11 protein-coding genes are annotated in these 12,433 nt (G+C 64.8%); 8 read left to right on the forward strand and 3 right to left on the reverse strand.

Translation table 11 applies throughout. The features are described 5' to 3' along the window. Positions 1 to 8: 8 nt before the first annotated feature. Positions 9 to 1,829 carry a cation:proton antiporter gene (locus tag DMX06_RS15965; protein WP_110738368.1) on the reverse strand — a complete coding sequence of 607 codons (1,821 nt, stop codon included), beginning with the start codon at positions 1,827 to 1,829 and terminating at the stop codon, positions 9 to 11. A gap of 68 nt (positions 1,830 to 1,897) precedes the next feature. Here DMX06_RS15965 and xerD point away from each other — a divergent pair, with 68 nt between their 5' ends. From xerD to DMX06_RS15995, 6 genes are all read left to right on the forward strand, one after another. Next, positions 1,898 to 2,794 carry a site-specific tyrosine recombinase XerD gene (gene xerD, locus DMX06_RS15970; RefSeq protein ID WP_110738369.1) on the forward strand — a complete coding sequence of 299 codons (897 nt, stop codon included), beginning with the start codon at positions 1,898 to 1,900 and terminating at the stop codon, positions 2,792 to 2,794. A gap of 154 nt (positions 2,795 to 2,948) precedes the next feature. Next, positions 2,949 to 3,698 (forward strand): thioredoxin fold domain-containing protein, encoded by a 750-nt coding sequence (locus DMX06_RS15975; RefSeq protein ID WP_028691584.1) that lies wholly within the window; start codon positions 2,949 to 2,951, stop codon positions 3,696 to 3,698. A gap of 82 nt (positions 3,699 to 3,780) precedes the next feature. Then, positions 3,781 to 5,085, forward strand: a complete 1,305-nt coding sequence (locus tag DMX06_RS15980; RefSeq protein ID WP_023630110.1) for a homoserine dehydrogenase — start codon at positions 3,781 to 3,783, stop codon at positions 5,083 to 5,085. 54 nt (positions 5,086 to 5,139) lie between these two features. Further along, positions 5,140 to 6,549 carry a threonine synthase gene (thrC, locus tag DMX06_RS15985; RefSeq protein ID WP_110738370.1) on the forward strand — a complete coding sequence of 470 codons (1,410 nt, stop codon included), beginning with the start codon at positions 5,140 to 5,142 and terminating at the stop codon, positions 6,547 to 6,549. 155 nt (positions 6,550 to 6,704) lie between these two features. Further along, on the forward strand, positions 6,705 to 7,070 hold the full coding sequence (locus tag DMX06_RS15990) for a hypothetical protein (protein ID WP_062574975.1): 366 nt from the start codon (positions 6,705 to 6,707) through the stop codon (positions 7,068 to 7,070). A 125-nt stretch (positions 7,071 to 7,195) separates the two neighbouring features. Continuing rightward, positions 7,196 to 7,477: a DUF3509 domain-containing protein gene (locus DMX06_RS15995; protein ID WP_110738371.1), complete on the forward strand. Its 282-nt coding sequence runs from the start codon at positions 7,196 to 7,198 to the stop codon at positions 7,475 to 7,477. 173 nt (positions 7,478 to 7,650) lie between these two features. On the opposite strand, the gene DMX06_RS16000 is transcribed toward DMX06_RS15995, so the two are convergent. Further along, positions 7,651 to 8,529 (reverse strand): TIGR02285 family protein, encoded by an 879-nt coding sequence (locus DMX06_RS16000; RefSeq protein ID WP_110738372.1) that lies wholly within the window; start codon positions 8,527 to 8,529, stop codon positions 7,651 to 7,653. Positions 8,530 to 8,539: 10 nt separating this feature from the next. Further along, positions 8,540 to 9,739: a CaiB/BaiF CoA transferase family protein gene (locus DMX06_RS16005; RefSeq protein WP_110738373.1), complete on the reverse strand. Its 1,200-nt coding sequence runs from the start codon at positions 9,737 to 9,739 to the stop codon at positions 8,540 to 8,542. 141 nt (positions 9,740 to 9,880) lie between these two features. Between DMX06_RS16005 and DMX06_RS16010 the strand changes: the two genes are divergently transcribed. Then, the gene (locus DMX06_RS16010; protein WP_110738374.1) at positions 9,881 to 10,423 is read left to right on the forward strand and encodes a YaeQ family protein; all 543 of its coding nucleotides are present in this window, start codon (positions 9,881 to 9,883) and stop codon (positions 10,421 to 10,423) included. A gap of 30 nt (positions 10,424 to 10,453) precedes the next feature. Continuing rightward, entirely contained in the window at positions 10,454 to 12,163 is a 1,710-nt protein-coding gene (recJ, locus tag DMX06_RS16015) for a single-stranded-DNA-specific exonuclease RecJ (protein WP_110738375.1), read from the forward strand. The last annotated feature ends 270 nt before the right edge of the window (positions 12,164 to 12,433 follow it).

Consider the following 12,433-nt stretch of genomic DNA (forward strand, 5'->3'; position numbering starts at 1 on the left):
TTCATGGATCAATGCGCCGCAGGCTGCTCGGTCAGCTCCGGCTCCACCAGCGCCACCAGTGTCCATCCAGGCTGCGGCTTGAGCGGATAGTCCGGGCTGGCCACATGCACCCAGCCTTGCCCGTCCCGGGCGAACAGCAGCGTGGCCCGCGGGCCATGCAGTTGCTGGTAGTCGCCCCAGCCGAAGGCTTCGGTCAGCGTGGTGCTGTACAGCTCGGCACCCTGCTGCAACAGCTTGGCCAGCTGGCCATAGGTCATCGGGCTCGACCCGAGCAATTGCCCACGATGCTCCTCGCTGGCCCGGTGCTTGTCGCTGCGCTGTTTTTCCAGGCCGCTGGCCAGCACGAACAGCCGCGCCTGGCCGAAGTCATGACGAAAGCGCGCACAGGCCAGGGCATTGAGCTCGCCCGCCGGTGACAGCCCCAGCAGATGGCCCAGGCCGACCAGGTCTAGGTGGGCGTCGGCATGCTGCGAGGCGGGGTTGCCGAAGTAGGTCGGCAGGTTGTCCATACGCGCGGCGCGGATGTTCTCCCAGCTCGAGTCGGTCAGCAGCACCCGGCAGCCCATTTGCTGCAGGGCTTTGGCGATGACCCGCGCAGGCGGGTTGGCGCCGACCACGAGAAACCCGCTCGGCGCCGGTTCCGCCACCTTCAGCAGGCGGGCCAGGGGCCTGGCGGTGGCGCTTTGCAGCACCACGGTGCCGATGATCACGGCGAAGGTCAGCGGCACCAGCAGCAGCGCGCCTTCGTGTCCGGCCTGATCCAGGCGAATGGCGAAGATCGCCGACACGGCCGCGGCCACGATGCCCCGTGGCGCGATCCAGGCCAGCAACGCCCGTTCCCGCCAGCTCAACGGCGAACCCAGGGTCGACAGCAGGACGTTCAGCGGCCGCGCCAGCAACTGGATCACCAGCAGCAGCGCCAGTACCGCCGGCCCCAGGGCCAGCAGCGCGTGCAGGTCGAGCCGCGCGGCCAGGAGAATGAACAGCCCGGAGATCAGCAGCACGCTGAGGTTTTCCTTGAAATGCAGGATCTGCCGCACATCCACGCCGGGCATGTTGGCCAGCCACATGCCCATGACCGTGACCGCCAGCAAGCCGGATTCGTGGACGATCTGGTTGGCGGCGATGAAGATGCCCAGCACCGCCGCCAGCGAGGCCAGGTTGTGCAGGTATTCCGGCAGCCACTGCTCGCGCATGACCTGCCCGAGCAGCCAGCCACCGGCAACACCCAGCGCACTGCCGCAGAAGATCACCCCGGCAAAGGTCGCCAGGCTGTGGCTCAGGCCCTCGCCGGCAGCGCTGGCGATGATGAAGCTGTAGACCACCACCGCCAGCAGCGCGCCGATCGGGTCGATGACGATGCCTTCCCAGCGCAGGATGTTGGCGATCGCCGCCTTCGGTCGCACCACCCGTAGCATGGGCACGATCACCGTGGGGCCGGTGACCAGGGTCAAGGTGCCGAACAGGATCGCCAGGGGCCAGTCGAAACCCAGCAGCCAGTGGGTGGCCAGGGCGATCACCAGCCAGGTGCTCAGCGCGCCGACGGTGACCAGGCGATGCACCACGCTGCCGATCTCGCGCCATTGCGACAGGTGCAGGGTCAGGCTGCCTTCGAACAGGATCAGCGCCACTGCCAGCGACACCAGCGGCATCAGCAGCGGGCCGAACAGCGCCTGGGGCTGCAGCCAGCCCAGCACGGGCCCGGCAAGGATGCCGCACAGCAGCAGGAACAGGATTGCCGGCAGCTTCAGGCGCCAGGCCAGCCATTGGCAGAGCAGGGCGGCGGCACCGATGCCGCCGACACTCAAAAGAATCTGCTGTTCGTTCACGCGGGCTCCCTCTGCATGCCGTGTTATGAAAGACTAAGCGTCATTTCGTCGTTTGCCACCGAGTCTTCATGCCCGCACTGGACCACCCCCTGATCGACCAGTTCCTCGATGCCCTCTGGCTGGAGAAGGGGCTGTCCGATAACACCCGCGCTTCGTATCGCAGCGACCTGGCGCTGTTCAATGGCTGGCTGCAGGAGCATGGCGTGGCACTGCCCGATGCCGGGCGCGAGCTGATCCTCGACCACCTGGCCTGGCGTTTCGACCAGGGCTACAAGCCACGCTCGACCGCGCGCTTTCTTTCCGGGGTGCGCGGGTTCTTCCGCTACCTGCTGCGCGAGCGGCTGGTCGCAGTCGACCCGACGCTGCAGGTGGACATGCCGCAACTGGGCCGGCCCTTGCCCAAGTCGCTGTCGGAGGCCGATGTCGAGGCCCTGCTGCAGGCGCCGGACCTAGGCGAGGCCATCGGCCAGCGCGACCGCGCCATGCTTGAGGTGCTCTACGCCTGTGGGCTGCGGGTGACCGAGCTGGTCAGCCTGACCCTGGACCAGGTCAACCTGCGCCAGGGCGTGCTGCGGGTGATGGGCAAGGGCAGCAAGGAGCGCCTGGTGCCGATGGGCGAGGAAGCGGTGGTGTGGATCGAGCGCTACCTGCGCGATGGTCGCGCCGAGCTGCTGGGCGGGCGCCCCAGCGACGTGCTGTTTCCCAGCCAGCGCGGCGAGCAGATGACCCGCCAGACCTTCTGGCACCGCATCAAGCACCAGGCGCGGGTGGCCGCTATCGACAAGCCGCTGTCGCCTCACACGCTGCGTCACGCCTTTGCCACGCACCTGCTCAACCATGGTGCCGACCTGCGCGTGGTGCAGATGCTGCTGGGCCACAGCGACCTGTCCACCACGCAGATCTACACCCATGTGGCCAAGGCCCGGCTGCAACAGCTGCACGCCGAACACCACCCACGTGGATGAATGCTTTTCATGTTCCGCCGACCGGTGCCTGAGTACCCCTACTGCGCCAGTTTGTTGTGGTAGGCTTGGACGGTTTGTTGCAAGGGCCGAATGTTCGCCACCCGCCAGGGTCAAGCAACGCCCCCACGGCCCCGTCCGCCTTCAGGAGTACCCCATGCGCGTGACCCAGATTTTTGCCGCCGCCGCCCTGGCGTTGGCCAGTACCTTTGCCGTCGCCGCGGCCACCGATGCCAATGCCGGTGCCGAGCAGGCGATTCGCAAGTCCTTGCAGAACCTCGAGCTGGAAGTGCCGGTCGAAAGCGTCAGCAGCAGCCCGCTCAACGGCCTGTACGAAGTCAAGCTGCAGGGCGGTCGCGTGCTGTACGCCAGCGCCGATGGCCAGTTCGTCATGCAGGGCTACCTGTTCCAGATCCAGGACGGCAAGCCGGTCAACCTCACCGAGAAGACCGAGCGCCAGGGCATTGCCAAGCTGATCAACGGCATTCCGGTCGGCGAGATGGTGGTCTACCCGGCCAAGGGTGAAACCAAGTCGCACATCACCGTGTTCACCGACACCACCTGCCCGTACTGCCACAAGCTGCACGCCGAAGTGCCGGAGCTCAACCGCCGTGGTATCGAAGTGCGCTACGTCGCCTTCCCGCGCCAGGGCCTGGGTTCGCCGGGTGACGAGCAGTTGCAGGCGGTATGGTGCTCCAGCGATCGCCGCGCGGCGCTGGACAAGATGGTCGACGGCAAGGAGATCAAGGCCGCCAAGTGCGCCAACCCGGTCAGCAAGCAGTTCCAGCTGGGCCAGTCGATTGGTGTAAATGGCACGCCGGCGATCGTTCTACAGAATGGCCAGGTGATTCCGGGTTACCAGCCGGCGCCGCAAGTGGCCAAGCTGGCCCTGGCAGAGAGCAAGTAATCAATTCAGTACGCCGTCGTCATGGGGTGACGGCATGTTTCACGGTCGGCGCAGGTGCCGGCCGTTCTATGGGGAGTTCACAGTGAAACCGGTCAAAGTAGGCATCTGTGGGTTGGGGACCGTCGGTGGCGGAACCTTCAATGTACTTCAGCGCAACGCCGAGGAGATCGCCCGCCGTGCCGGGCGCGGTATTGAAGTGGCACAGATTGCCATGCGCTCGCAGAACCCGAACTGCCAGATTACCGGTACCCCCATTACCGCTGATGTGTTCGAAGTCGCAAGCAACCCCGAGATCGATATCGTCATCGAGCTGATCGGCGGCTACACCATCGCCCGCGACCTGGTGCTCAAGGCCATTGAAAACGGCAAGCACGTGGTCACCGCCAACAAGGCGCTGATCGCCGTGCACGGCAACGAGATCTTCGCCAAGGCCCGCGAGAAGGGCGTCATTGTCGCCTTCGAAGCCGCCGTGGCCGGTGGCATCCCGGTGATCAAGGCGATCCGCGAGGGCCTGTCGGCCAACCGCATCAACTGGCTGGCCGGGATCATCAACGGTACCGGCAACTTCATTCTCACCGAGATGCGCGACAAGGGCCGCGCTTTCCCCGACGTGCTGGCCGAGGCCCAGGCGCTGGGCTATGCCGAGGCCGATCCGACCTTCGACGTCGAAGGCATCGACGCCGCGCACAAGCTGACCATCCTGGCGTCCATCGCCTTCGGTATTCCGCTGCAGTTCGACAAGGCCTACACCGAGGGCATTACCCAGCTGACCACTGCCGACGTCAACTACGCCGAGGCCCTGGGCTACCGCATCAAGCACCTGGGCGTGGCCCGTCGCACCGCCGACGGCATAGAGCTGCGCGTGCACCCGACGCTGATCCCCAACGATCGCCTGATCGCCAACGTCAACGGCGTGATGAACGCGGTAATGGTCAACGGCGACGCCGCCGGTTCCACCCTGTACTACGGCGCCGGTGCCGGCATGGAGCCGACCGCTTCGTCGGTGGTTGCCGACCTGGTCGATGTGGTCCGTGCCATGACTTCCGACCCGGAGAACCGCGTGCCGCACCTGGCCTTCCAGCCGGACGCGCTGTCGGCCCATCCGATCCTGCCGATCGAAGCCTGCGAGAGTGCCTACTATCTGCGTATCCAGGCCAAGGACCACCCGGGCGTGTTGGCACAGGTCGCCAGCATCCTTTCGGAGCGCGGCATCAACATCGAGTCGATCATGCAGAAGGAAGCCGAGGAGCAGGACGGCCTGGTACCGATGATCCTGCTGACCCACCGTGTGGTCGAGCAACGCATCGACGATGCCATCGTTGCCCTGGAAGCGCTTCAGGACGTGGTCGGCAAGGTCGTGCGCATCCGCGTCGAACAGCTCAATTAATTCCGGCGGCGGGCCGCGACGGCGGCCCGCGCCCAGCATCGAAGGTTTGCACCCATGCGCTATATCAGTACCCGCGGCCAGGCTCCGGCCCTGAACTTCGAAGACGTCCTGCTGGCGGGCCTCGCCAGTGACGGCGGCCTGTACGTGCCCGAGAACCTGCCGCGCTTCACCCAGGAAGAGATCGCCTCCTGGGCGGGCCTGCCGTACCACGAACTGGCCTTCCGGGTGATGCGCCCGTTCGTCGACGGTAGCATCGCCGACGCCGACTTCAAGAAGATCCTCGAAGAGACCTATGGCACCTTCGCCCACGCCGCGGTCGCGCCGCTGCGCCAGCTCAACGGCAACGAGTGGGTGATGGAGCTGTTCCACGGCCCGACCCTGGCCTTCAAGGACTTCGCCCTGCAGCTGCTCGGCCGCCTGCTCGACCACGTGCTGGTCAAGCGCGGCGAGCGCGTGGTGATTGTCGGCGCCACCAGCGGTGACACAGGCTCGGCCGCCATCGAAGGCTGCCGCCGCTGCGACAACGTCGATATCTTCATCCTGCATCCGCACCAGCGCGTGTCGGAAGTGCAGCGTCGGCAGATGACCACGATCCTCGGCGACAACATCCACAACATCGCCATCGAAGGCAACTTCGACGACTGCCAGGAGATGGTCAAGGCCAGCTTCGCCGACCAGTCGTTCCTCAAGGGCACCCGCCTGGTGGCGGTCAACTCGATCAACTGGGCGCGGATCATGGCCCAGATCGTCTACTACTTCCACGCAGCCCTACAGCTCGGCGGTCCGGCCCGTTCGGTGGCGTTTTCGGTGCCGACCGGCAACTTCGGCGACATCTTCGCCGGCTACCTGGCGCGCAACATGGGCCTGCCGATCAGTCAACTGGTGGTGGCGACCAACCGCAACGACATCCTGCACCGCTTCATGAGCGGCAACCAGTACGTCAAGGATGCCCTGCACCCGACCCTGTCGCCGTCGATGGACATCATGGTCTCGTCCAACTTCGAGCGCCTGCTGTTCGACCTGCACGGTCGCAATGGTGCTGCGGTTGCCCAGCTGATGGACACCTTCAAGCAAGGCGGCGGCTTCAGCGTCGAGCAGGATCGCTGGACCGAGGCGCGCAAGCTGTTCGACTCGCTGGCCGTCACCGACGAGCAGACCTGCGAGACCATAGCCGAGGTGTTCAAGGCCACCGGTGAAGTCCTCGACCCGCACACCGCGATCGGCGTCAAGGCCGCCCGCGAGTGCCGTCGCAGCCTGGATACGCCGATGGTGGTGCTGGGCACCGCGCATCCGGTCAAGTTCCCCGAGGCGGTGGAGAAGGCCGGTGTCGCCAAGGCCCTGGAGCTGCCGGCGCACCTGAGCGACCTGTTCAGCCGTGAAGAGCGCTGCACAGTGTTGGCCAACGACCTGAAGACCGTCCAGGCCTTCGTCAGCCAGCATGGCAACCGCGGCAAACCGCTGTAAGTCGAGCGCTATGCGAAAAAGCCCGTCCTAGACGGGCTTTTTTGTGTCCGCGACACAGTGTTTCGATCTTTCAGACTTTTCCCATGTAGTTCGATACCTACCCCTACTAAAGTGGTCGCTCCAACCTACAAGGCACACTGTTCCGGGGGAAGCTCATGCGTCAGCTCAATGTTCTTATCCACCAGGCTCGGCCCTACCACCAGATGTTGCTGCATCAGGCTTTCAATGCCCAGGGGGTCTACAACGTCCGGGTCACCGATGACGTGCCGACCGCGACGGCGCGGCAGCGCCCCGTGGATGTATTGGTGCTCGACCAGCGCATGTCCAGGGGTTATGCCCGGCGCCTGTTCAAGTACCTGATGCAGGCCTCCTGCGCGGGGGGATTGCTGTTTGTCGGATGCGCCGGCGCGGGGGAAATGGACCTGGCGCTCGAGGCCCGTCAGTACGGTTTGAACGTGCTGGCAGAGTTGCCATGGCCGATGTCGATGGTAGGCCTGGAGCAGGTGTTGGAGCGCCTCTGATCGGCCACTGGCTGGGTGCATCGAAACTGTCACGTTGTCCACGCATGCTCGCGGTAACGGGCCACGGCGAACTTTCCGTCGGGCCTGGAGGTCAGTACCCTTACCTTAGCCAGCGAGTGATCCGGATGGAAAGAGTCTGCAGACTGCTCAACGAAGCCCTGACCCCTTACCAGGCCGAACTTGGCACGGCCGATAGCCGTGGCTGCCATCAGTTGACCCTTTATGACGAGCACGGTGTGCCGATCCTGCAGCGCGGGGTGTGCGCACGTCAGCTGGTGGAACAGCAGCTGCTGGTCGACCTGGTCGATGGCTTGCACCGTGACCTGCAGATCGCCGAAGGCCGCCTGCAGCCCTGTGTGATCGCCGCCTTGCAACATCAACGGCAGATGCAGGGAACCTTTGCCTGACAGGCCCATCAGAATCAGCAGGGGCTGTCTGGTGGTGCTTTGCTCCGGTACCGCTCAGGCTGCCACTGGAAGTCCCAAGGGCTTTCGCTTGACCCCGGTCGTCCTCCCCAGCGGCCGGGGTTTCTTTTTACCTCGACCCTAGTAATGCCCTGTGCAATCGACTGCAGGGCGCTTCAGCGCAGCGGCGCTTCGTTCTGCTCGAAGAAATGCCTGGCCTGCTCCAGATAGTCCTCCTGCAGCCCCGGGTCCAGCCAGTGGGCGTAGAGTTCAGGCAAGGTATCGCGACGCAAGGTCGGCAGCAGTTGGTCGATATGGGCAATCGCCTCGCGCCCCAGGGGGGTGTCCGAGCAGCCCACATGCAGGAACTGGTAGCGGTTCACGCCAAGGATGGGGTGGAAACTGTAGTCGTCCAGCGAGCTATTCTGCTGCTGGATCAGGTAACGCATCTCGGGCCAATAGCCGAGCACCAGTTGCAGGCGCCCCAATTGCTGCATCTGCAGCAGGCTGGCCGTGGCATCGTTGCCATAGTGTCGGCTGAACGCGGTATCAGGCAGTTGCCTGAGGACCTCGTCGACCTGCGCGCTGTAGCTGCGCTCGGCGACGATGCCAAGCTTCAGGCGGGTCTCGGCCAGCAAGCGCTGCAGGTCGACTTGCTGGCCCTCCAGATAGGGCGCCAGCAGCGCCTGGTCTTGCTTGCGCACGATCAGGCCACTGCTCAGTACGCCCAGCGAGGGTTGGGAGAAATGCACATATCTGGCGCGCTCGGGGGTCCACAGCAGGGTCGGGTCGCAGGTGAAACTGGGCTCCTGGAGCATCTGGATACCCCGGGCCCGGTTGACCCGGACGATGCTGTGGTCGTACTCGGGCATCCGGGCGATCAGCATCGGCAACAGCTGGTCGATCACCCCCTGGCCCTTGGCCGGCCCTTCGAAGATGGTGAACGGCGGCAGGTCGCGCACCAGCCATAGCAGGCGCTCCCTGGCCTCGGCCGCCTGCCCCGCGAGTGCGGTCAGCAACAGGCAGAGCACGATGGGCAGATGGCGGATACGCATGGGGCCTGGGTCAGACCGTACCGGCCGCGCGCAGGCGGGCTATGGTGGTTGCGTCGTAGCCCAGGCTGGCCAGCACCGTGGCCGTGTGTTCGCCCAGGGCGGGGCCGACCCACTCGGCGGAGCCGGGCGTGTCGGACAGTTTGGGCACGATGCCCGGCATCTTGAATGGCTTGCCGTCCGGCAGCCGCGCCTGGAGGAACATTTCCCGGGCGAGGAACTGCGGATCGCCCAGCATGTCCTCGGCGGAGTAGATCCGGCTGGCCGGTACCTCGGCATCGTTCAGCGCTTGCATCACCTCGGCCAGCGGCAGGCTGTTGGCCCAGCGGTCGATGACTCCATACAGCTCGTCCCGACGGGCATCACGGCCGTCGTTGGTGGCCAGGGCCGCATCGTTGGCCAGGTCGTCGCGGCCGATGGCCTGCATGAAGCGCTTGAAGATCGCGTCGCCATTGGCGCCGATCTGCACGTGACGGCCATCGGCGGTGGTGTGGATGGAGGAGGGAGTGATGCCCGGCATGATGTTGCCGGTGCGTTCGCGGATGAAACCGAACACATCGAACTCCGGCACCATGCTCTCCATCATGGCGAAGATCGCTTCGTACAGCGCCACATCCACCACCTGGCCCGCGCCACCGTTGACTTCGCGATGACGCAGGGCCATCAGTGCGCCGATCACGCCCCACAGGGCGGCAATGGAGTCGCCGATGGAGATCCCGGTGCGTACCGGCGGGCGGTCCTCGAAACCGGTGATGTAGCGCAGCCCGCCCATGGACTCGCCGACCGCGCCGAAGCCCGGTTGGTCCTTCATCGGCCCGGTCTGGCCGAACCCCGACAGGCGTACCATCACCAGGCGCGGGTTGAGGGCGTGGAGCATGTCCCAACCCAGCCCCAGTTTCTCCAGCACGCCAGGGCGGAAGTTCTCGATCAGGATGTCGGCGTCGGCCAGCAGGCGCTTGAGCACGTCGAGGCCTTCCGGGTGCTTGAGATTGAGGGTCAGCGACTGCTTGTTGCGGGCCTGGACGAACCACCACAGCGAGGTGCCCTCGTAGAGCTTGCGCCATTTGCGCAGCGGATCGCCGCCATCGGGGGATTCGACCTTGATCACTTCGGCGCCGAACTCGGCGCAGATCCGTGAGGCGAATGGACCGGCGATCAAGGTGCCGAGCTCGATGACTTTCAGGCCGGCGAGGGGTTTGCTGGGCGTAGGCATGGGGCATCCGTGGCGGCTGGGCGTGAGGGCAGGTTGTATCACAGGTCTGCGGCGGCAGGTATATCGGCGTTGTCTGATCCGGCGCTGGCGCCCGCGATCAGTTAGACTGTGCGACTTTCTCCCGCAAGAAGCCTATTGCCCATGGCACAGCCGTCCACCACCTACAAGTTCGAACTGAATCTGACCGACCTCGATCGCGGCGTGTACGAGAACGTCCGCCAGACCATCGCCCGTCATCCCTCGGAAACCGAAGAACGCATGGCCGTGCGCCTGCTGGCCTATGCCCTCTGGTACAACGAACAACTGTCCTTCGGTCGCGGATTGTCGGACGTCGATGAGGCGGCCCTGTGGGAAAAAAGCCTGGACGATCGCATCTTGCACTGGATCGAAGTCGGCCAACCTGACGCGGATCGTCTGACCTGGTGCTCGCGGCGTACCGAGCGCACCAGCCTGCTGGCCTACGGCAGCTTGCGCGTTTGGGAAAACAAAGTGCTCGGTGCGGTCAAGGGCCTGAAGAACCTGAGCATCGCCGCCGTGCCGCAGGAAGTGTTGGAAGTCCTCGCCACCGACATGCCGCGCACCATCAAGTGGGATGTGATGATCAGCGAAGGCACGGTGTTCGTCACCGATGACCGTGGCCAGCATGAAGTGCAGCTGCAGTGGCTGCTCGGCGAGCGCGGCTGACCTGATTCACACCGGATTATCGAAGACCCCATGCGTATCGAACCCCGCCACCTGCCGTCACCCCTGCCATTGCTGGGCAACCTGCCACCCCTGCTGACCCGCCTGTACGCCGCCCGTGGCGTGCAATCCGAGGTCGAACTGGACAAGAGCCTGGCACGCCTGCTGCCGTTCCAGCAGCTCAAGGGCATCGACACGGCGGTGGACCTGCTGGTCGAGGCGCTTGACCAACGCCAGCGCATTCTCATCGTCGGCGACTTCGACGCCGACGGTGCCACCGCCAGTACCGTTGGCGTGCTTGGTCTGCGCCTGCTGGGCGCGGCGCATGTCGATTATCTGGTGCCCAATCGTTTCGAATACGGCTACGGCCTGACCCCGGAGATCGTCGAGGTCGCCTTGCAACGGCAGCCGCAGTTGCTGATCACCGTGGACAATGGCATCTCTAGCGTCGAGGGTGTGGCAGCGGCCAAAGCCGCTGGGCTCAAGGTGCTGGTCACCGACCACCACCTGCCGGGCGAACAGTTGCCCGCCGCCGATGCCATCGTCAATCCGAACCAGCCAGGGTGCGGGTTCCCGAGCAAGTCCCTGGCCGGCGTGGGGGTGATCTTCTACGTGCTGATGGCCCTGCGCGCGCGCCTGCGCAGCCTGGGGCGCTACGAGACGCAGCCGCAGCCGAACATCGGCGAGTTGCTCGACCTGGTGGCGCTGGGCAGCGTCGCCGATGTGGTGCCGCTGGACGCCAACAACCGCATCCTGGTGCACCAGGGGCTGGAGCGCATCCGCGCCGGCCGCGCCCGTCCCGGGCTCAAGGCCATCCTCGAGGTGGCGCGGCGCGATCATCGACGCATCACCTCCACCGACCTGGGCTTCATCCTCGGCCCTCGGCTCAATGCCGCCGGGCGCCTGGACGACATGAGCCTGGGCATCGAGTGCCTGTTGTGCGATGACGCGGCGCTGGCGCTGGACATGGCCCAGCAGCTCGATGGCCTGAACCAGGATCGCAAGTCCATTGAGCAGGGCATGCAGCGTGAGGCGCTGGCCCAGCTCAAGGACCTGCCTGTTGAGTCCATGCCCTATGGCCTGTGCCTGTTCGACGCCGACTGGCACCAGGGGGTGATCGGTATCCTTGCCTCACGGTTGAAGGAGCGCTACCACCGTCCGACTATCGCCTTCGCCGATGCGGGGGAGGGGATGCTCAAGGGCTCGGCGCGTTCGATACCGGGGTTCCATATCCGTGACGCGCTGGATGCCGTGGCGGCGCGGCATCCGGCCTTGATCAGCAAGTTTGGCGGGCACGCGATGGCGGCGGGATTGTCGTTGCCGGCCGAGCACTTCCCGGCGTTTGCCGAGGCGTTCGATGAAGAGGTTCGGCGTCAGCTTCGTGAGGATGACCTGACCGGTCGGTTGTTGTCGGATGGCACCCTGGCGGTCGAGGAGTTTCACCTGGAGCTGGCGCGGGCATTGCGCAATGCCGGACCTTGGGGCCAGCACTTCCCCGAGCCGTTGTTCCATGGGGTGTTTCAGCTGGTTGAGCAGCGGGTCGTCGGGGAGCGGCATCTGAAGGTGGTGCTCAAGAGCGAATGTGGGGCGGTGCGGTTGGATGGGATTGCCTTTGGGGTTGATCGGGAAGTTTGGCCGAATCCTACTGTGCGGTGGGTGGAGTTGGCTTACAAGCTGGATGTGAATGAGTTTCGGGGGAATGAGAGTGTGCAGTTGATGATTGCTCACATGGAAGCTCGGTGATTTTTTTTGATTGGTTAATTGGTTGTTTTGAAAGTTGTATGCGCATTCATTTGCGATGTCGACGCTTATTCACCTTTCCGCCCTTACGGCGGGTTACTTTGGTCTTGGTGTAGAGACCGGACACATCGCTGACACATGTGCGCAGACATGGTTGACACATTATGGTCCGTAATCAGGTTTATTCACGTCGATGGTGCGCAGGCGTTGATGGCAGAAATAGACATCGAACATGTCCCCACCGTCTCGCCCAGGGCGTATCGCTATGGTCTG

Origin of the sequence: Pseudomonas mosselii (assembly GCF_003205295.1) — a bacterium.
In the GTDB taxonomy this organism is placed as follows: domain Bacteria; phylum Pseudomonadota; class Gammaproteobacteria; order Pseudomonadales; family Pseudomonadaceae; genus Aquipseudomonas; species Aquipseudomonas mosselii_B.

What these genes read in the sequence shown, in the direction of transcription:
- xerD (WP_110738369.1), top strand. Translation starts at nt 1,898, where the DNA reads ATGCCCGCACTGGACCACCCCCTGATCGACCAGTTCCTCGATGCCCTC.
- thrC (WP_110738370.1), top strand. Translation starts at nt 5,140, where the DNA reads ATGCGCTATATCAGTACCCGCGGCCAGGCTCCGGCCCTGAACTTCGAA.
- DMX06_RS15990 (WP_062574975.1), top strand. Translation starts at nt 6,705, where the DNA reads ATGCGTCAGCTCAATGTTCTTATCCACCAGGCTCGGCCCTACCACCAG.
- recJ (WP_110738375.1), top strand. Translation starts at nt 10,454, where the DNA reads ATGCGTATCGAACCCCGCCACCTGCCGTCACCCCTGCCATTGCTGGGC.
- DMX06_RS15995 (WP_110738371.1), top strand. Translation starts at nt 7,196, where the DNA reads ATGGAAAGAGTCTGCAGACTGCTCAACGAAGCCCTGACCCCTTACCAG.
- DMX06_RS16000 (WP_110738372.1), bottom strand. Translation starts at nt 8,529, where the DNA reads ATGCGTATCCGCCATCTGCCCATCGTGCTCTGCCTGTTGCTGACCGCA.
- DMX06_RS16005 (WP_110738373.1), bottom strand. Translation starts at nt 9,739, where the DNA reads ATGCCTACGCCCAGCAAACCCCTCGCCGGCCTGAAAGTCATCGAGCTC.
- DMX06_RS15975 (WP_028691584.1), top strand. Translation starts at nt 2,949, where the DNA reads ATGCGCGTGACCCAGATTTTTGCCGCCGCCGCCCTGGCGTTGGCCAGT.
- DMX06_RS16010 (WP_110738374.1), top strand. Translation starts at nt 9,881, where the DNA reads ATGGCACAGCCGTCCACCACCTACAAGTTCGAACTGAATCTGACCGAC.